We start from the raw sequence: 19,078 nt of genomic DNA, 5'->3' as shown, positions 1-19,078 counted from the left end.
AAGGCATCATATATTTCAACACAGAAAGAAGAACAACCAAAAATAACGGATTAACACCTGCAGAAATGCGAGAAATGTCAGGAATGGCTGCTTAAAAAATTATTATATTTAAATCGTCCGGTTGAAAAATATGGCTCACGGCATCGATTTGAACTACCCGAGAAGACCACTCGGGCATTTCAAATACGAGCCTTCCTCTAAGCTCCTTCGTCGCCAAGAGGAATCTGGCGGCTGAGGTGTGTATCCCGGGGCCCCTCCGTCTAGATTGGAGCAATCCCCCCTTGTTTTTAGTTGGGGAATAGGTGCTTCCTAGTTTTTTTGGCAAGATTTGTTTTGTTTGAGCTCTTTGCTGCTTCTCGGTTCGCGGGACTAAAGCTCCGCTCATTTTGCTTCCTGGCGTACCTTTTTGTTGCAATCTTTTCTTCCTTTGTTTGTTGGATAAGAGTATAGAAACACTACTTTTATTGCTTGCTTTCGCTTATTGGCTCGCGTGCATTGGGACCGCACTCTCGCCTTGATTTTTTTCGGGCTGGTGTTTGCTTCGCCACACTGCGCCTTTTTCCTTTTTTTATCTATTCTTATTCTTTTTTGCTCACTTGCTCGTTCCTCGCAATCTCGCGGTTTTTGACATACATCCCTCTTTCTTATTTTTGTCATTATTCATTCACATATTTTTTTATATAGGGTATGGGGGTATTATTAATTTTCTACATACTAAAAAAGCGGTGTTTCAGATTTTGATTTTCTGAAACGCCGCTTTTTTGATGGAGTCTTTTTTATCTTTGACTCTTTGAAAAGTTTTCCACTTGTTGATAACTTTTTGTTTTTACGAAAATGTTTTCAACAGTGTGGATTGGATGTTAATAAACTAGTTTGATGCGAGTATTTACTTCAATACTGTCCTTGATCGAGTTTAGTATGATCGAGTTTTTCATGGCCTTTTCGCATAGTTTGGTTAGTTCTTCCTCTTCTGCGAAGGAGACGATGTAAAGTGTTAGGTCTACTTTGTCGATCTTGGGTTCGCCTTCGTAGCCGATTACTCCTATGTATGATAAGGGATTGGTGAGTTGGAAGCTGAATTTGCCTTCGATTTCGTCTACTACGTCGTCGTGCTTTTTGTCGTAGTTGGTGATGGAGAAGATGATCGAGCTGGCCAGTGCGTCCACGAAGTGTGTGGTGCTGGTTGGTTCGGTGTTCTCTGAGTCGAAGCTGATTTCTTTGTCGATGTCGTAGATGGTGTTGTCTAGGTAAATTTTGCTTTTTTCTTTGTTTTTGGAAACCGCACGTAGATTAATATTATAATATTTGCTCTCGTTTAGTAGTCTTTTCATAATTCCCTCTAATCAGTGACTGTTACTTCTTTGAGTTTTTTCGATGCTTCTACTAGCGAATGGATCTTGTTGATGATGAATTCTTCTTGATTGACTGGGCGATTGGCGAAGGTTGCGAAGCCACAGTCTGGATTCAAAAAGATTCTTTCTGGTGGTAGGTATTCTAGGGCTTCTTTGACTTTGTCAGTTATGAAGTCGACGGTTTCTGCTTGGTGCAGTCTTGGGTTTTCTACTCCTAGTCCGATGATGTCATTTTCTCGGATCTGCTTGGAGGCCATTAAGGTGCTGAAGTCCCCAGCTCTTGGTGTGGAATACTCTAGTGTCAGGATGTCAGGGTCGACTTTTTCGAAGAGGTCTAGTAGTGGTGTGTAGGCTCCTGATAGTAGGATGCTTTCGTCATTGCTCCAGTTTCCACGGCAGACGTGAAGGGATGCATATGATTTGCTGCGGTCTACGTGATCCATCACGGGTTTTAGTAGTGATTTGGCGAATTCTAATTCGTCGTGTGGATCTTTTTTCTCAGCTAGTGCTGCACACATGAAGGATCTAGTTTTTCCTTCGGTGAAGACTACTTCGGTCAATACTGGCTCGTCAAATTGGATGACGTTCACTCCTAGTTCTTGGAGGCTGTCGATTTCTTGTTGCAAGATCTTGACGACGTCTTGTCCGAGCTCTTCTTTGCTGTTGTAAGCCTTTTTTGAAAGCTTTGCTAACCACATTGAACGAGTCATTAAATAAGGCCCAGGGAGCGTTATTTTGACTGGTTTGTCGGTATATTTTTTCAATAGCTTTAGTTCGTTTACTGCGATTGGATGATATTCTAGTTTGCCGGTACAGATGGCATTTCTGATGGCGATCGAAGGGACGTCTAGGACGTCTAAGATGTCTTCAAAAGATTGCTTGTCGGCAATGTAGTCAACGACGTCATTCATTGATAAGAGCTCGACGCCACCGATCCTATCCGCTACGAAGGAACAGTAGTTATCACGGGAGAGTTCGCCGGAGACGATGAAATCTAATCCTTCGTCTTCTTGGATCTTGATGATCCTGGCGGTTTCTTTTTCGATCAAATCGCTGAATTCTTGGTCTGACATTTTGCCATTCCGGTGCTGACGTTGTGCTAATAAGACTTCTCTACTTCTCGGCCAGCTTCCGATCAGTGAGGTCGGGAAGAGTGGATATGTTTTTTGCATATTTATTACCTCTTAAAAGAAATTCAAGTAGTCAACGGCGTTTTCAAGTAGTTTGAAGCCACTTGTTCTACCTGGGACCCACTTTTTGAGACCTTCGAGGTCCATCATTTCTTTGTGTTCTGGATTGTTGTAGTCCATTTTTGATAATCCGTCTTCGAAGTCTTTTTTCAAGTTTTCTGGGAAGTTTGGACGTGTTGTGAAAATACAGTGGTCATAGAGTCCAGTTAAGGCTGCTACTACGATTTGACTTGGATCGATAGTACCATCTTTAGTCCAGTTTTCACGGTTGATCTCAGTTGTGACTGCGATGTCGATCTTGCCATCTTTGAGTGCTTGAAGGGCATCTACTTCGCCACCAACGTGGTCGCCGTCTAAGCCGACATCAACGTCGAATGTTTTTTCAGTGAAGTCTTTGCCTGCTTCTAGGCCGTTTTCATGCAAATATTCAAGAGGGATGAGACGTGCTTGTGGTGAATCGATAGCACCGAAGCCGATAGTCTTTCCTTTGAAGTCTTCAAGTCCTTTGATACCACTGTCTTTTTTAACTAAGAAAGTACTCTTACGATCTAAGTCAGTGTCACGCATGTAACTGTAGCCACAAGTGTGGTTTGATTTGATATCAGCTTCAACTTGAGCTAGTGGTGAGTTCCAAGCTACGTCGATGTCGCCAGCAACTAATGATTTAACTTGTGCACGATAGTCTTTGAAGAAGACGCATTCTAGATCAACGTCTTTTGTTGCAAAATATTTCTTGATAATGTCCCATACGACTGTAACTGATGGTGAATATGCTACGGCACCTAATTTGATTGTTTCTTTACTCATTTTAAAATTTCCCCCTAATTTTGTTTCATAAAAAATTTTTTTTAATTTGCGCCTTGATCGTCTCTCATGTAAGGCAATTCAACTAATAATCTTCCTAACCAAATGCGTAGGACGTCGATTCCTGGTGCCATTACTTGGCCAGCTAGGGAATCTCTCATTAGTCTTTCCATTGGTTGTTTGTCGTGAACGTAGCCGATTCCACCGAATAGTTTCATTCCTTCAGAACCATTTTGAACGGCAGCTTTAGTTGAGTTGACACGTGCTGCGATGGCGTTTTGGAAGGCGTCCTCATCGTTGTCATCTACACTTTGAGCGGCTGCAAATAATGTTTCACGAGCTGCATAGGCATTGCTGTAAAGGTTAGCTAGGCCTGTTTCAACTGATTCGATGTCACCAAGTGATTTACCACTTGAGTAAGTTCTGCTTTTTACGTATTTGGCAGTTTCGTCAGCGATGCCCATTGAGATACCGGCACAAGCTGAAGCTAGGCCGACGATGAAGATCAAGCGATCGCCGTCACCGTTTCCTTCGATCTTGTAGAAGTCGTCAACTTTAGTGTTGTCGAGGACCATTGGTACAGAGCAGTTTCCGCGAAGACCAACTCCATCCCAGTGGCCTTCAAATGACATGCCGTTAGCATCTTTAGGTACTAACCAAAGGTTGTTAGTATCTTGTTTTTCTGAATGAGCGATCGTTAGGTAGTAGTCAGCTTCTCTAGCTGTCGTAACGAAACTCTTGCGACCACTTAAAATACCGTAGCCGTCTTGTGTGTCTTCTTTCATTTCTGGTAGGTAGAAGTGAGTACCGGTACCTGATTCACTGTAAGCAAGTCCTAGGATAGCTTCCCCAGAAGCAACCTTAGGCAAGACTTCTTTTTTCAAATCTTCTGATGCGTAGAGTGATAAGCAGTAAGCACCAACGTTACTCATCATGTAACAAAGTGAAGCACTGGCACAACTTTCAGCAAGTCCAGTACATACTTGAGCGTGTTCTTCCACGCCTAAGCCTTGTCCGCCATACTCTTTAGGGATGACTAAGCCGAAATAGCCGTTTTCACGTAAAGCTTTGATCGATTCACTAGGAAATCTTCCTTTTTCATCGATATCAGCTGCATAAGGCTTAAGATATTTTTCCCCAAATTTTTTGGCTTCCTCGTAGTAATTGTGTGTCATGTTGTTTTTCCCCCGTGATTCTTAACTAAATTTAATTAAAAAATGAAAGCGTTTAATTTAAAAATTTTTTTTACTGTGGATTTGGCTCGACAGCTTTTTCAGAAAAACGATTGATGTTCTTTTCATTAATACTATCTTTAATAGAAGTTTTCGATGGAATAAAAATCGTTATAATTGAAATTCCTAATGCTAAAAAGCCGTACCACAGGAATGGAATAATGGCGATAGGTGAAACTTTGCCAGACGTTAAACTTGTTGCGAGTAAAATCTGAGCCCCGTAAGGCAAGATGCTTTGTAGGACACAGACGGTCGTGTGCATCAGCGATGCTGACTTGCGTCGGTCGATCTTGTAGTCATCCGAAATATCTTTGACGATCGGACCAGTTACCACACAAGTAACGGTATCGTTAGCTAGTGAGGCATCGACTGCTCCTGGCAAAAGCATTGAAACAAATTGGGCAGATTTTTGACCAACAATGATCTTTCTAAGCTTGATGTTGAGCCATTCGATTCCGCCTGCATCCTTGACCATGGCAGCTAAACCACCGATCAAGAGTGAGAAAATCAAAACATCGAACATGTTTAAAAATCCGGTTTGAATGCTGCTAGTGAAACCAAGGATCGAGAAGTCGCCGTAGTAAACTCCGATACCGCCCGCTAAAATGATACCGAGAGTTAAGACTACGAAGACGTTGACGCCCATTAGTGAGATCACTAGAACGGCAATGTAAGGCAAGATCTTGACTAGGTTGTAACCACCGATGTCAGAGATCGTTGTAGCTCCAGTGTTGCCAAAGAAGAAGTACAAGAGAACGGTTCCGATAACGGCTAAACCAGTAGTTTTGATGTTGACCTTGAATTTTTCCTTGATCGGAACGTCCAAGATCCGTGTGATAGCAATACCAGTATCGGCAATGATCGACATGTTGTTACCAAACATTGCACCACCAAGCAAAGCACCCAAAAGCAATGCTGGGTTGATACCCGTTTTTGCTGCCAAAGTAATGCAGATTGGACCGATAGTTGCGATCGTCCCCATGCTTGTACCGATGCCCAAGCAAACAAAGCAAGCTATCAAGAACATACCAGGAACGATGAATTGGCTAGGTACTAAACGAAGTCCTAAATTAACGGTTGATTCAACACCGCCAATTTTTTCAGTAACACTACCAAAAGCCCCGGCTAATAAGAAAATCAGGCACATGATGATGATATTGTTATCACCACACCCGGCGATCAAACTGTTGAATTTCTCGTCGATCGTGCCTTTGTAAATGATAAATGCAAAAATAATACCAACGATCACGGAAATAGCGGCAGGCATCGCATAGAAGCCCTTCGGATTTCCCGAAAGCGTTAGGAAGATCCCGACAAACAGATAAAGTCCCACAAAAATCAGGAATGGCAGGATCGAAGTCCAATTTGCAGATTTATTTTTCATAAAAAATCTCGTTTTCGCTTACATGCAATTGCAAAAATATAAGTTCACGAATTCCCCCTTAAAAAATGTCTTTGAAATATATTTCACATTTCACAGTATAGAAATATTTATGAAAGTGCAAGCTTCAATAATCAATAGATAAATCAAAAATTTGCAATAAATTAAAAAAGTCAACACATATTCTTAATGTGTTGACTAATTTATTAACCTAATTATAATGTTTTTAATTTAAAACAGCCGAATCAGTGCCACGCACGAAATCATAATTAAAATACCGATGATCTGGACGAGTGATACGGGATTTTTTTTCGATTGGAGCAGTCCGAATTGATCGACTAACAAGCTACCGGTCATTTGTCCAACGAGAATGATGACGACGGCTAGACCAGTCCCAATGATTGGAACCAAGTAGGCATTTCCGAAGACGAATAATGCCCCGATGAGACCGCCAAGCCACATCCACCAAGGGTTACCATTTTTAGAGTGGGTCAGTTTCAGTTGGGGATGGGTGATCAGGACGATGATGATCAAAGTGACTGTTCCGACGAAAAATGAAATGAAGGCAGCTTTGACGGATGAGTGCAAGACGACCCCGAGATGTCCGTTGATAGCAGTTTGCGAAGCTCCCAGCATACCGGCAATTATCCCGGCGATCCGCCAGATCATCAGTCCGGATTTTTTCGGTTCGGAAAGCGTCTGGTGGTGGACTTTATGGATGATATTGTCCATGGCAACCGTGCAGATGACACCGGCAATGACGAGCAAAGCTCCGAACAAACGAGTCCAACTGAGTGGTTTCAAGATCGAGTCGAATAAGCCGAAGCTATCGATGACTAGTCCCATGATGATCTGACCCATGATCGGAAAGATAACCGTTTGAACACTGCCAAGCTTAGGGAACAAGAGAATGTTGGAAGTTAAATAAACCACTCCTAAAAAGCCACCGAACCAGATCCAGATCGGCTGACTACTAAAAAGGCTCCCGGAAAATGTTAAACTATGGTCCAAGGCGATAGTTATGAGTGCTAGGAAGATAGTCCCTAGGGTAAATGAGGTCAAGGAAGCGAGAAATGGTGACCCCACGGCAACCTTTAGTCGTGAGTTGATCGAGGTTTGCATAGGCAGACCGATACCAATCAAAACACCAATCAGAATCATTAACATATCATTATCTCCTCTAATTATTTACTAATCATGATATATACGAAGAACAGCTTATAGCTTTATAATTATAGCTTATTATACCCCGGATAGGTATAATGATTGTGAAATGAAAAACAATACATGGGAGGGTATTATGGCACGAAAAATTTTGATAATCGGTGGAGTTGCCGGTGGAGCAACTGCAGCAACCCGTTTAAGAAGATTAAATGAGGACGATCAGATCATCATGTTTGAGAAAGGTGAACATATCTCCTTTGCCAACTGTGGAATGCCGTATTTCATTGGCGATAAGATAAAAAATCGCTCTGAATTAATGGTCCAAACAGTTCAAGGGATGTCTGACCGCTACAATTTGGATATCCGTAATTTATCAGAAGTTACCAAAATCGATCCCGAAAATAAGGAAGTTTCTGTGTTAAACCTGAAAGAAAACGAAACTTATCAAGAAAGCTTCGATGAGTTGATCATTTCAACAGGTGCTAAGCCAATCGTACCAAAAATTCCGGGCTTAGCAGAAGCAAATAACATTTTTACTTTAAGAAATATCGAAGATATGGACCAGATCAAACAAGCAGCTAGTAATCCTGACCAAACTGCCACGGTCATTAGTGGAGGCTTCATCGGCATCGAAGTCATGGAAAACTTGAAGAGACTGGGATTGAAAGTTCAATTAGTTGAGATGTCAGATCAAGTTATGCCTAATCTAGACTTTGAAATGGCACAATTGCTCCATCAAGAGATCAGAAATCAAGGGGTTAAGTTGTTTTTAAATAACGGCTTACAAGAAATCCAAGACAATGGTAAAAAATTAGTCTTACAAGATGGCCAAAATCTTTCGACCGATTTCACAATCTTAGCCATTGGCGTCACTCCCGCTAGCGAATTAGCTGAGTCTGCTGGGATAAAGTTGGGCGTTAAGAAGACGATCGAGGTAGATCACCAGTTCCGGACGAACTTTTCTCATATATATGCTATTGGTGACGTGATTCAAGTCGAGAACTTGGTGGATCACACCATGACGAACATCCCTTTAGCAGGACCTGCCAACCGACAAGGGAGATTAGTTGCAGATGTGATCAACGGTATCGACGTCGATTACAAGGGAGTTCAAGGCACATCGGTAGCTCAAGTATTCAATTTAACCGCAGCGTCGACCGGGGACAACGAAAAGGCACTTCAAAAACACGGCATCAAATATCACGTTATCCACACGCATCCGGAATCAAATGCCAGCTATTATCCAGATTCCAAACCATTAGATCTAAAAATAATTTTTGATAATAATGCCAAGATCTTGGGAGCACAAGCAGTTGGTCAAAAAGGAGCCGACAAACGGATCGACGTTATCGCCACCGCCATGAAATTTGGTGCCAGAGTAAATCAATTATCCGAGCTAGAATTGTCCTATGCACCACCATACGGCAGCGCCAAAGACCCAGTAAACTTTTTAGGCTACGTAGCAGACGACATGATCAACAACCGAGTAAAAACCATCCAGTGGAATCAAGTAGACAAACTAGTAGAGCAAAAAGCCTACATAATCGACGTCAGAGAAGATTCTGAATACGGCGAAGGAAACGTCAAAACAAGCAAATTAATGACCTTAAACCATATCAGAGAGCATCTAGACGAACTACCAAAAGACCAACCGATCTACGTATATTGCCGTGCAGGATTACGAGGGTACATCGCTAGTCGGATATTGAGGAATAATGGGTTTGATGTTGTTAATATTGATGGTGGGTATCTAACAATAGAGAACGGAAAAAGATAGAGCGTTGAAAGGCACGGGTAGCTGCTGAGGATTAAAACACAGAGAGCGCAGCGAGGTTGGTCAGCTGCTGAGGATTAACGCGGGTGGTCGAACAAGGTGCGGCAAAGCCCTGCCTCGACCACCTGTGTTAACCGGAGGCCGCTACCTCGCGGAGCTCGTTTCAGCATCCTTGAAGATAAAGATAAAAAAGCACTATCCAAATGCAGCAAGTTTAGCAAGAAAAAAATAGATAGCACTAACTTATCTCTTCCAATCCGTTACGCGACCACACGCGTTAACCGGAGACTTCTGTGCCCTGGAACGTGTTTCCGCTATAAAACAGGCAACGTTTGGTAACAATCAAAAGAAGATCTACCAACAATCAAAGGACCGTTTGGTAGCAAATAAAAAGAGATCCACCAACCAAAATATACAAACAAGCCATATTTAAAATATCCCGCCAATCTAAAACAAAAACCACAAACCACCCCAATCAAGCAGTAAAATAAAACATAAAAACAGGAGACCAAACCATGAAAATCATCAACGTAAGTTTAAAAATCAACCCAGCAAAAAGATCAGAATACGAAGCTTTCATCGACAAGCTAGTCCAAGGCTCAAGATCAGAAGCTGGCAACGTTTCGTATGGCCACTACAAGAAATTAGGTGCTGACGATGAATATGAGATCATCGAACACTGGAAGGACCAAGCTGCAGTCGATTCACACAACGAAACACCGCATTTTAAAGAATTTCTTGATCACATCGGAGATTATTTAGCAGAAGATTTAGAGATCATCCGTATGGATAACTAAAGGATATATAAAAAAGCGTTCCAAAGTCATCATTAGACTTTAGAACGCTTTTTTTATGTGATTTTATTCAATTTCATTTGAAGAAATAGCTTTTTTCCGTTTAGCACGAGAACTAAATCTCTCAACTGCGTAACAAAGGATCAAGAATGGAACCATGTAATAAAGTGCCGATCTTTGGTTAGGATCAAATACGATCAAGACACAGGACAACAAGCTCAAGATGAAAGCTAGCCATGGGACTACTGGATACCAAGGGGTCTTAAATTTCAACTCAGACAGCTTGTGACCAGATTTGAGAAATTGCTTCCGGAAGTTGATCTCTGATAAAGCAATCGCCATCCAGACGATCACAACAGCTAGTCCTGAGATCGATACTAACACTAGGTAGACGGTTGATGCAGCGACGACGCTGGAGATCAATGCCAAAATACCACCCAACATACTCAAGCACAGTGCGATCATTGGAACTCCGTGTTCGTTAGTTTTAGCGTATTTCATCGGGATCATTCCTTCATGAGCTAGTGACCACAACATTCTTGTTGAAGCGTATAATCCAGAATTTGCGGCGGATAAAATTGCTGTCAGAACAACAAAATTCATCAAGTCACCGGCAAAAGGCAAGCCAATACTCTTAAATACTAGAACGAAAGGACTTTGATCAACGCCGGCTTTTTGCCAGGGGATCAAAGCTGACATGACGACAATACTTCCGATGAAGAAGATCACCAATCGGAGTAAGGTCGTGTGGATCGCCCGAGGGATGTTTTTGCCAGGATCTTTCGTTTCACCGGCGGTAACGCCGATCAATTCAGTTCCCGAAAAAGCAAAGTTAACAGTCAACATCGTAGTAAAGACGGCCTTGAATCCATTGGGGAAGATGCCATCTTTGACTAGATTGGTGAACATTGGGGCGTGTGAGTAGCCCTTAATAGGAATAACTCCAAAAATTGCCAAGAATCCGACGACGATGAACAAGACGATGGCGATAACCTTGATACTGGAAAACCAAAATTCCGTTTCCGCAAAAAATTTGACCGACAAAGCATTGGAAACGAAGATGACGATCATGAAGAGGGCACTCCAGATCCAAGTCGACGACTGTGAGAACCACTGTCGCATGATCAAACCGGCAGCGGTAAACTCCGAACCAAGGGCGACTGTCCAGGTTAGCCAATAGAGGATGGCAACGGTAAAACCGGTCCCAGGTCCGATAAATTTTTCGGCGTACACGTGAAATGAGCCAGTTTCTGGCATGGCAACAGAAAGTTCACCTAAACAGAGCATGACGAGGTAAACGACGATCGCACCGATCCCATAAGCTAAAATAGTTCCGATCGGGCCAGCTTCGTGGATCGTATAACCGGAACTCAAGAATAGTCCGGTACCGATCACACCACCTAGAGAGATCATCAATAAGTGGCGGGATTCCATATTTCGTTTTAAACTAACGTGTTCTTTATTTTCTTCTTCCACAGCGTTCACCTTGCATAAAATTTCCTATTAGAATATCATTAAAAAAGTTTAATATTAAATAATAAACTACATGAAAACATATCGCAAGACTAGTTTATCAATAAAGGAGATGTGAACGTGACTGATTTGATTTCAGAAAACATACAACAACGTCCAGGATTAGTGGTCGATGGTGCAATGGCAACAGAACTAGAGAAACTAGGCGTTAACACTGACAATGATCTTTGGTCAGCGACCGCCTTGATTGAAAATCCGGAAGCAATTTTAGCCGTTCACAAAAGTTTTTTTCAAGCGGGAGCCGATGTTGCAATTACTAACACGTATCAAGCTAACGTGAAGAAATTTATGAAAATGGGTTTGAGTAAAAAAGCTAGCCAGGATTTGATCATTAAAGCTGTGCAAATTGCTGATCAAGCTCGTGACGAATATTATGGAACACTTTCTGAAGACGAGCGCAAAAAGCGGGCTAAGCATCCCTTGATTGCCGGAAGTGTCGGTCCTTACGGAGCTTATTTAGCAGATGGTAGTGAGTACCGTGGTGACTATCAACTGACGGAAAAGGAATTTATGGATTTCCATCAAACGCGGATGGAGCTACTCGACCAAGCCGGTGTCGACTTATTTGCCTTTGAAACTCAACCTAGTTTTGCCGAGAGCAAAGCCTTAGTTAATTTGTTGAAACGAGATTTTCCTAAACAAACAGCCTGGTTATCTTTTAGTATCAAGGACCCAGAAACGCTTTGCGATGGCACGCCATTGCAAGATGCCGTGAAGTATTTTAATGTCTTTGACCAAGTAGCCGCTATCGGTGTTAACTGCACGACACTCGAAAATATCGATCAAGCAGTCAAAAATATTCGTGCAGTCACAGATAAGCCAATCGTTGTTTATCCTAATAATGGTGACATTTATGATCCAGTCACGAAAACGTGGACGAAAAACCCTCAAGATGATGACTTTGCTGAGTTAACACCAAAGTGGATCACAAGTGGCGCTGATTTGATCGGGGGATGTTGTCGGACGACACCGGCAGATATCAAGGAGATCGCCAGCTTCATCAACAAATAACTACTGATTGTTGATGAAAACAGTTCCAATACAATATCTAGTATTTTGATCGTACGTTCCCACAATATGTTCCATGTGAAACAATTTGGAAAAAACTAAATACATCAAATATGATGACATCCGTCAGGATGTCATTTTTTGTTCCTATAGTAATTACGCAATTTCTCGGATTATTCTCTTTTTAGAGAGATTTTTTATAACAAATGTAAGTAAGTCACGGTAATAGTTTTATTTTTCATTCAAAAACAAAGCCAAAATCTGCTTTTTAACAAGAAAGGTCTATTAACATTATTGCTCAATTGTGAAGAAGTATAGCCCACTTTAAAGCTAAAGAAAGTCTTAAGTTTAAATTATTTCACAAAATATTTTGTAATTGGTCTATACGTAGATATCGTTGTTATATCAACTATTGTAAGCTCCTTAAATGTGAAAACGGTTTATTTTTTGAATTTTTTTCTAATCAAACTGATTGACAAATGAAAGCGTTTGAGTTGAAATGTTTGTAAACAAAATAAATGTTGTTCTAGAATAACTATGTAATTTTTTGAATAACTAATATTATTATTTTGGTTAGGAATTTAGGAGGAAAGAGTATGGCTTATAAGACAGTTAATCCTTATAACAATGAACTTGTAAAGGAATACCCGAGTGCTACTGCTGACGAGATCGAGAAGGCATTGAGTACCGGATATGCATTGTATAAGAAATGGAGAGATGAACCGGCTGCAAGTCGTGCGGATGCCTTGCACAAGATTGCTGATCTCTTGAGAAAAAACGAGGATGAATTAGCTAAGATCGCCACAGTTGATATGGGTAAATTGTTCTCAGAATCAAAAGGTGAGGTCGAACTATGTGCCATCATTGCTGACTACTATGCTGACAATGGTGCCGAAATGCTCAAACCAACACCAATTTCTTCACGTAATACGGGTGATGCCGAAATTTATCACCAATCAACTGGTGTTTTGATGATGGTTGAACCTTGGAACTTCCCTTATTACCAAATCATGCGTGTGTTCGCACCTAACTTCATGGTCGGAAACCCAATGATCTTGAAGCACGCTTCAAACACACCAGCATCAGCCGAAGCTTTTGAAAAAATCGTTCAAGAAGCTGGTGCTCCAGATGGATCATTGACAAACTTGTTCGCAAGCTACGATCAAGTATCAGAGATCATCGCTGATCCACGTGTTCAAGGCGTTGCTTTGACAGGTTCGAAACGTGGTGGCCAATCAGTTGCCGAAAATGCCGGTAAAAACTTGAAGAAGAACTCAATGGAGCTCGGTGGCTCAGATGCCTTCGTCGTGCTCTCAGACGCAGATGTCGACAAAGCTGTAGATTTGGCTTGGAGAGTTCGTATCTACAACGCAGGACAAGTATGTACATCAGATAAGAGATTTATCGTGGCTGACAACTTGTACGACGAATTTTTGAAGAAGCTCAAGGCAAACTTTGAAAAATTAGTCCCTGGTGATCCAATGGATCCTAAGACAACGATTGCACCAATGAACTCAAAACGTGCTAAAGAAAAACTCCAAGGTCAGATCGAAAAGGCCGTTGCTGGTGGGGCTAAAGTTTACTATGGTAACGAACCAATCGACTTGCCAGGACAATTTTTACAACCTACGATCTTGACAGACATCGACAAAGACAACCCTGAATTTTACGACGAAATGTTTGGACCAGTAGCCCAAGTATTCAAAGTAGGTTCAGATCAAGAAGCCATCGACTTAGCAAACGATTCAGAACTAGGTTTAGGTGGAATCGTCGTGTCAGAAGATGCTCAACACGGAAAAGCCGTTGCTGAAAAAATCGAAACAGGAATGGTCTTCGTAAACTCCTTATTAGTATCACTACCAGAATTGCCATTCGGTGGTGTCAAAGGATCAGGTTACGGACGTGAATTGAGTCAACTAGGACTCAACGCCTTCACAAACGAAAAATTGATCGTCACAGCACAAGAACCAGACTGGAACAACCCAGCTGGTGGTTTGGCTGTATTTAACGGCAAATAATCAAGATAATTGTTGAAAGCAAAAAGAGATATCACTGTGATTGAGAGTGATATCTCTTTTTTTCTTGCGTTAAATCATTCGAATTTTCGTGCTACAAAAGTGCTACAATAAAATCAATAAAAAATAGGATGGTATCGATGATGACAACGAAAACTAAATCACTTAGGATCAGCGAAGAATTAAGCGATGCAATCGATCAATATTTGGCAGTCACCGGAGAAAGTTTCAATAGTTTCGCCGAGAAAGCTATGGTAGAAAAAATCGAGGATATCATCGACTTAAAAGCTTATTCTGAGGCCGTTAAAAATGACGATGGTACTAGATATTCAATCAAAGACGTTGCCAACAAGTTGGGAATTAAATTATGAAATATGAAGTCCTTTTTTCAAAAACAGCTGTTGCTCAGTTAATGTTGTTAGATAAAAATATTTCAGAAATTATTTTGCAATGGATCAATAGACATCTTGAAGGATCGACGGAACCTGAATTGTATGGCAGAGCCTTAATATTGGGAGAGTCACAGAAGTGTTCTTACTCTATTGGAAAATATAAATTGCTATGCGAAATTGGAGATAAAAATTTGATAATTCAGGCAATTAAAACATCACTAAGCTAAACTTTTCCATTGACAAACAGTTCCCGTTTTATGATCAGACATTTCGTGTATCATAACTAGTTTTAATTTTTTTAAAGCATCCTGCAGATTATTGTAGTGAGTAGTTAAATACACGTTATATCGAATATCCATTGGTACGTCATCTCTGACGATTGCCCGGTGACGGATTTTTTGTGCGGCCGTGTTCCAATCCCATATAGCGCCCCACCCCGGAACCGGCAGTGAACCACAAACCAAAATACCACCACAATGCCCCCCTCAAAAAATCAAAATATATATCCAATAAAACAACTAACAACACCGTTATGTTCTCCAAGAATAAACACATGTCGATAATAATTATCACACTTCAAAAAAATATGAAAAAGATTATTTTATTTCAATGAAAACGCTTTAAAAACAAATGTGAATCATGTAACATGTCTAAGTGGTTGAGAGCAATGTTCACAATATGAATCCGGGGGGAATTTCATTATGAATACTGTCTTATGGAGTTTATTAACTCTAGCAGTCTCTCTACTAGCTTGTTATTTGATTTATTTGCTAAAAAATAAATCGAACTTTACATTCGCATCAGTAGTTGCACTGTTAGTGGGTCTCGTTATCGGTATAATTTTTAAGGGGCATACCGAGTACGTTGCCGTTTTAGGTACTATCTATACGCGAGTTCTTTCGATGATGGTAATACCTTTGTTGTTAGTTTCATTGATCAAGAGTATTTACTCAATGAAAACTATGACAGAACTAAAGAGTATTGGTGCCAAATCGGTTTTTTGGCTCCTTTTCCAAACTATGTTAGCCGCGATCGTTGGGATGGCGATGGCTGTTATTTCAGGAATCGGAAAGGGCGGACACTTAAGTATTGTCGATGGGTACAAACCAACTTCGGTGCCACCATTTACTCAAGTTTTAACTGATCTATTTTCAGACAATTTGTTCAAATCTATGGCCGATGGCAAAGTTATCCCAGTCGTATTTTTTGCGATCATCGTGGGTATTGCTATCGTTAGCTTGTCTTCCAAAGAAGCTGGCTCAATGGATACGTTCAAAAAGTTCATCGATCAATCTCATGCCATCGTGTATAAGATCATCGCTGTAATTATTAAGCTATTACCATACTCAGTTATCTTCTTGATGGCTGATACTATGGGAAATAGTGATTACAAAGCTCTCACACCGCTACTTACGATCATTGTTTTGACATTTATCGGCTGCTTCTTCCACATTTACTTTACCGACACACTCTTACTCAAATTTGTGGGGAAAACTTCACCGATCGCATTTTTCAAAGCAATTGTACCTGCTCAATTAATGGCTTTTTCGTCCAGAAGTAGTACAGGTACACTCCCGCTCTACGTTGAATGTTTGACTAAGAAGTCACGCGTTCCAGAAAACATCGCAAACTTCGTTGGTTCGTTGGGAACGACGATGGGGATGTCAGGATGCGCCGGAATTTGGCCTCCACTTCTTTCTGTTTACGCCATTCAGTCAATGGGTGGTCACATCAGTTTGGCACAAGCTATCGTTATCATTATCTTGTGTCCGATCATTTCATTTGGTACCGCAGGTGTACCAGGTGGAGGGATTATGCTTGCGACAGCCATGTTCGTTACTTTAGGACTTCCAGTCGAGTTGATCAGTATTTTTGCTGGTATCGATGCTTTCGTTGATATGGCAAGAACTACTACTAACGTAACGAGTTCCATGGTTGCTGCTAAGTTAGTTGCTAAGTCCGAGGAAAAGCGCAAATCTGTTGCTACAGCCTGATTTAGTGCAAGAGGAGATTACCTTAGGGGGACTGAGGTAAGAATATGTAAAAAGCCTTTTGGGTCGAAAAAATCGATTCCATTAGGCTTTTTCTTTTTGTCATAAATTATTAAGTATTGTGCTATATTTAAAATATTGTTACTGAAGGGGATGTTATCGCATGGATCTGATGATCTCAACGTTTATCATAATTATCGCTGCAGTTATAAGTATATTTATCGCTCAATTTTTTTCAAAAATATCGATCAGTTATATCAGTATGATTGCCGGGGTGATCATCGCTTTAGTCCCTGCTCTCGGTGATCATGGGATTCAATTCAATTCGGAAATCTTTATTGGCCTGATCGTAGCGCCGTTATTGTTCTTTGAAGGTCAAGCAACGCCTTTGAATTCAGTGGGAAAAGAACTGAAACACATCATTCAAATGACTGTTATCCTAGTAGTTGTTTGCCTAATACTTTCAGGATTTGGGGTATGGGCAATTACCGGAGTCAGTCTACCACTGGCGTTTATTATGGCAGCGGTGAGCACACCGACCGATGCGACCGCTATGGATTCAGTTACTAATGGTCTCAAAGTTCCTGAAAAAGAAGGAACGTTTTTGAAGATGGAATCACTATTCAATGATGCTACTGGTATCATTTTGTTAAACATGACCATTTTGTGGTATGTCAATGGACATATTAATTATGGCGAGACCTTAGTTGATTTTCTCCGTTCAGCTGTTGGTGGCGTGGTCTTTGGATTTTTAATAGCTTGGATATTAGTTTTGTTCAGACAATTTTTAGCACGTAGTTCATTCAATTCATTGAATGCCCAAACTTTTTTATATCTTTTAACACCGTTTGTACTCTACTATTGTTCAGAGCTATTACACGTTTCAGGTATCATAGCGGTCGTTTGTGCTGGTCTAGTACATAACGCCGAAGCTCAACGGAGCCGTTTACTAAATGCTCGTCAGGTTCATTTGGAATTTGACTTGATTTCGATGGTCACTGAGCTATTTAACAGTATTGTCTTCGTAGTTTTAGGATACATGTTCGTTAAGATCATCATTTCTGAAAACTTCAATCGTTTAACGTTTAAATGGCTTTGGATCGGGATCATTATCTATTTGATAGGCGTAGCATCAAGGTACATTTACGCACGAATGAGAATGTCGATGAATAATTGCTCGAGTTGGATTTTTTCACTCGGTGGAGTGCACGGTGCAGTCACATTAGCCTTAGTCTACATGCTAACGGAGTATAAGATCACTAACTTGGATTTTAATCTAGTCTTAATGTCAGCCTGCACCTTGATCTTATTGAGTTTGATCGTCCCAACGATTGCGTTTAGATTTTTGCTTGAAAAAGACGTTGATGATGAAGATGCTGATCAAGAGTTAGACCAGATCAGAGTCGAGATGGTCAAAAAAGCTTTGGCTTCGATCGACAAAATGTACATGCCTGACCGTGTAAAGAAGTCGGTTAAGTTTGACTTGATGGCACAAAAGCAACGGACCAAAATGCGTGACTTTACTAGAGCTTGGCTCGATGTCGTTAAACATCCTGAGTTCACGGGACCTGAAAAAGAGCTGGAAATGCGGGCCTTCATGAACGCCTTTCAGATCGAGCGGGATTATTTGGATACGATCTCTCAACAAGAGGCGAAGTATCAAAACTACGTGCTCGAACTGTACAATGAAGTCTTGCTGGCTGAGACTTTGATCGTGCAACCAAATACGGTTGCTCCGCAACAAGAAGAAAAAATAGATGAATAACCGTTTTTGTCCTTTGACAAAGTGATGTATAATAGATTTAACTAGTTCAGTAATTCACATAATCTGTGTGCTAGGAGGTATTTTCCATGAAGGTCGAGAAGTTGATCAATTTACTCTATCAGTTAAAAATGGCTGACTTAAATATGACCGAAATTTTCAAAGGTCAGACGAATATCAATTTGACTCGCTACGTATTGCTGCTTTTTTTGCACCGTCATGGAAAGATGACTCAGACGGATATTCAAAGAGAACTCCAGATCAATGGTTCAGCAATTTCTCGCCACCTGAAGGGATTGGAAAACAAGGGATATGTCACACGGATACGCAATCCTGAGAACAATCGGGAAGTCGTGGTTGAGCTGACGGACAAGGCTAAAGAGACCGTCGGCAACTGTGGCCACGACCCCAAAAATAAAGTGCTAGTTGAGAAATTCGATGCATTACTTAGCACTGAAGATGTTAAACAACTATCGGAATTATTGGCAAAATTAACAAAATTAGAAATTTAAAAAATAAAAATCAAGCTTGGGCAATTGCGCTGGTCCCTGTCAAGTTGACATTTGAAATAATATAAAAATTGAATACTTCTTAAATGGCCATTCTCCTGTATTCCGCAGGGGTATGGCCATTTATTGTTTCTGATCTATCTACATGATTAAAATAGTAGATTCCTTCTTTGACGA

Annotated in this window: 16 protein-coding genes; 9 read left to right on the top strand and 7 right to left on the bottom strand. The window is 40.9% G+C overall.

The genetic code is table 11. The features are described from left to right. Positions 1-860: 860 nt before the first annotated feature. The 6 genes from EKM69_RS11000 to EKM69_RS10975 form a co-directional block, all read right to left on the bottom strand. Positions 861-1,331, bottom strand: a complete 471-nt coding sequence (locus EKM69_RS11000) for an OsmC family protein (protein ID WP_125711032.1) — start codon at positions 1,329-1,331, stop codon at positions 861-863. 8 nt (positions 1,332-1,339) lie between these two features. Next, positions 1,340-2,524 (bottom strand): cobalamin-independent methionine synthase II family protein, encoded by a 1,185-nt coding sequence (locus tag EKM69_RS10995; RefSeq protein ID WP_125711030.1) that lies wholly within the window; start codon positions 2,522-2,524, stop codon positions 1,340-1,342. A gap of 12 nt (positions 2,525-2,536) precedes the next feature. Continuing rightward, on the bottom strand, positions 2,537-3,349 hold the full coding sequence (locus EKM69_RS10990) for a phosphate/phosphite/phosphonate ABC transporter substrate-binding protein (RefSeq protein WP_125711028.1): 813 nt from the start codon (positions 3,347-3,349) through the stop codon (positions 2,537-2,539). Between the two features lie 41 nt (positions 3,350-3,390). Then, a complete protein-coding gene (locus tag EKM69_RS10985) occupies positions 3,391-4,521 on the bottom strand; it encodes an acyl-CoA dehydrogenase family protein (protein ID WP_125711026.1) in 1,131 nt (376 codons plus the stop codon). Between the two features lie 70 nt (positions 4,522-4,591). Next, positions 4,592-5,962 carry a Na+/H+ antiporter NhaC family protein gene (locus EKM69_RS10980; RefSeq protein ID WP_125711024.1) on the bottom strand — a complete coding sequence of 457 codons (1,371 nt, stop codon included), beginning with the start codon at positions 5,960-5,962 and terminating at the stop codon, positions 4,592-4,594. A 228-nt stretch (positions 5,963-6,190) separates the two neighbouring features. Beyond that, the gene (locus EKM69_RS10975; RefSeq protein WP_125711023.1) at positions 6,191-7,126 is read right to left on the bottom strand and encodes a DMT family transporter; all 936 of its coding nucleotides are present in this window, start codon (positions 7,124-7,126) and stop codon (positions 6,191-6,193) included. A 133-nt stretch (positions 7,127-7,259) separates the two neighbouring features. Here EKM69_RS10975 and EKM69_RS10970 point away from each other — a divergent pair, with 133 nt between their 5' ends. Together EKM69_RS10970 and EKM69_RS10965 are read left to right on the top strand one after the other, a co-directional pair. Then, a complete protein-coding gene (locus tag EKM69_RS10970; RefSeq protein ID WP_125711021.1) occupies positions 7,260-8,900 on the top strand; it encodes an FAD-dependent oxidoreductase in 1,641 nt (546 codons plus the stop codon). Between the two features lie 512 nt (positions 8,901-9,412). Then, a complete protein-coding gene (locus EKM69_RS10965; RefSeq protein WP_125711019.1) occupies positions 9,413-9,694 on the top strand; it encodes a putative quinol monooxygenase in 282 nt (93 codons plus the stop codon). A 63-nt stretch (positions 9,695-9,757) separates the two neighbouring features. Here the strand turns inward: EKM69_RS10965 and EKM69_RS10960 are convergent, their stop codons facing one another. Then, a complete protein-coding gene (locus EKM69_RS10960; RefSeq protein ID WP_125711036.1) occupies positions 9,758-11,125 on the bottom strand; it encodes an amino acid permease in 1,368 nt (455 codons plus the stop codon). A 159-nt stretch (positions 11,126-11,284) separates the two neighbouring features. Here EKM69_RS10960 and mmuM point away from each other — a divergent pair, with 159 nt between their 5' ends. From mmuM to EKM69_RS10925, 7 genes are all read left to right on the top strand, one after another. Next, the gene (gene mmuM / locus EKM69_RS10955) at positions 11,285-12,235 is read left to right on the top strand and encodes a homocysteine S-methyltransferase (protein WP_125711017.1); all 951 of its coding nucleotides are present in this window, start codon (positions 11,285-11,287) and stop codon (positions 12,233-12,235) included. Positions 12,236-12,828: 593 nt separating this feature from the next. Beyond that, positions 12,829-14,250 (top strand): NAD-dependent succinate-semialdehyde dehydrogenase, encoded by a 1,422-nt coding sequence (locus EKM69_RS10950; RefSeq protein WP_125711015.1) that lies wholly within the window; start codon positions 12,829-12,831, stop codon positions 14,248-14,250. A gap of 137 nt (positions 14,251-14,387) precedes the next feature. Next, a complete protein-coding gene (locus tag EKM69_RS10945) occupies positions 14,388-14,618 on the top strand; it encodes a DUF6290 family protein (protein WP_225423886.1) in 231 nt (76 codons plus the stop codon). Further along, positions 14,615-14,866, top strand: coding sequence for a type II toxin-antitoxin system RelE family toxin (locus tag EKM69_RS10940; protein ID WP_125711012.1), 252 nt, complete (start codon positions 14,615-14,617; stop codon positions 14,864-14,866). Before EKM69_RS10945 ends, EKM69_RS10940 begins: the two co-directional genes overlap by 4 nt. 474 nt (positions 14,867-15,340) lie before the next feature. Then, a complete protein-coding gene (locus EKM69_RS10935) occupies positions 15,341-16,633 on the top strand; it encodes a dicarboxylate/amino acid:cation symporter (RefSeq protein WP_125711010.1) in 1,293 nt (430 codons plus the stop codon). A gap of 160 nt (positions 16,634-16,793) precedes the next feature. After that, positions 16,794-18,395, top strand: a complete 1,602-nt coding sequence (locus EKM69_RS10930) for a cation:proton antiporter (RefSeq protein WP_125711007.1) — start codon at positions 16,794-16,796, stop codon at positions 18,393-18,395. 86 nt (positions 18,396-18,481) lie between these two features. Then, on the top strand, positions 18,482-18,904 hold the full coding sequence (locus EKM69_RS10925) for a MarR family winged helix-turn-helix transcriptional regulator (RefSeq protein ID WP_125711006.1): 423 nt from the start codon (positions 18,482-18,484) through the stop codon (positions 18,902-18,904). Positions 18,905-19,078 lie beyond the last annotated feature (174 nt).

It is taken from the genome of Companilactobacillus zhongbaensis (assembly GCF_003946515.1).
Taxonomy (GTDB): Bacteria; Bacillota; Bacilli; order Lactobacillales; family Lactobacillaceae; genus Companilactobacillus; species Companilactobacillus zhongbaensis.
Note: the sequence above shows the minus strand (reverse complement) of the source record. Positions and strands in the feature narration are given on the sequence as shown.

What these genes read in the sequence shown, in the direction of transcription:
- EKM69_RS10935 (WP_125711010.1), top strand. Translation starts at nt 15,341, where the DNA reads ATGAATACTGTCTTATGGAGTTTATTAACTCTAGCAGTCTCTCTACTA.
- EKM69_RS10985 (WP_125711026.1), bottom strand. Translation starts at nt 4,521, where the DNA reads ATGACACACAATTACTACGAGGAAGCCAAAAAATTTGGGGAAAAATAT.
- EKM69_RS10965 (WP_125711019.1), top strand. Translation starts at nt 9,413, where the DNA reads ATGAAAATCATCAACGTAAGTTTAAAAATCAACCCAGCAAAAAGATCA.
- EKM69_RS10980 (WP_125711024.1), bottom strand. Translation starts at nt 5,962, where the DNA reads ATGAAAAATAAATCTGCAAATTGGACTTCGATCCTGCCATTCCTGATT.
- EKM69_RS10925 (WP_125711006.1), top strand. Translation starts at nt 18,482, where the DNA reads ATGAAGGTCGAGAAGTTGATCAATTTACTCTATCAGTTAAAAATGGCT.
- EKM69_RS10995 (WP_125711030.1), bottom strand. Translation starts at nt 2,524, where the DNA reads ATGCAAAAAACATATCCACTCTTCCCGACCTCACTGATCGGAAGCTGG.
- EKM69_RS10975 (WP_125711023.1), bottom strand. Translation starts at nt 7,126, where the DNA reads ATGTTAATGATTCTGATTGGTGTTTTGATTGGTATCGGTCTGCCTATG.
- EKM69_RS10930 (WP_125711007.1), top strand. Translation starts at nt 16,794, where the DNA reads ATGGATCTGATGATCTCAACGTTTATCATAATTATCGCTGCAGTTATA.
- EKM69_RS10990 (WP_125711028.1), bottom strand. Translation starts at nt 3,349, where the DNA reads ATGAGTAAAGAAACAATCAAATTAGGTGCCGTAGCATATTCACCATCA.
- EKM69_RS11000 (WP_125711032.1), bottom strand. Translation starts at nt 1,331, where the DNA reads ATGAAAAGACTACTAAACGAGAGCAAATATTATAATATTAATCTACGT.
- EKM69_RS10960 (WP_125711036.1), bottom strand. Translation starts at nt 11,125, where the DNA reads ATGGAATCCCGCCACTTATTGATGATCTCTCTAGGTGGTGTGATCGGT.
- EKM69_RS10950 (WP_125711015.1), top strand. Translation starts at nt 12,829, where the DNA reads ATGGCTTATAAGACAGTTAATCCTTATAACAATGAACTTGTAAAGGAA.
- EKM69_RS10940 (WP_125711012.1), top strand. Translation starts at nt 14,615, where the DNA reads ATGAAATATGAAGTCCTTTTTTCAAAAACAGCTGTTGCTCAGTTAATG.
- EKM69_RS10945 (WP_225423886.1), top strand. Translation starts at nt 14,388, where the DNA reads ATGATGACAACGAAAACTAAATCACTTAGGATCAGCGAAGAATTAAGC.
- EKM69_RS10970 (WP_125711021.1), top strand. Translation starts at nt 7,260, where the DNA reads ATGGCACGAAAAATTTTGATAATCGGTGGAGTTGCCGGTGGAGCAACT.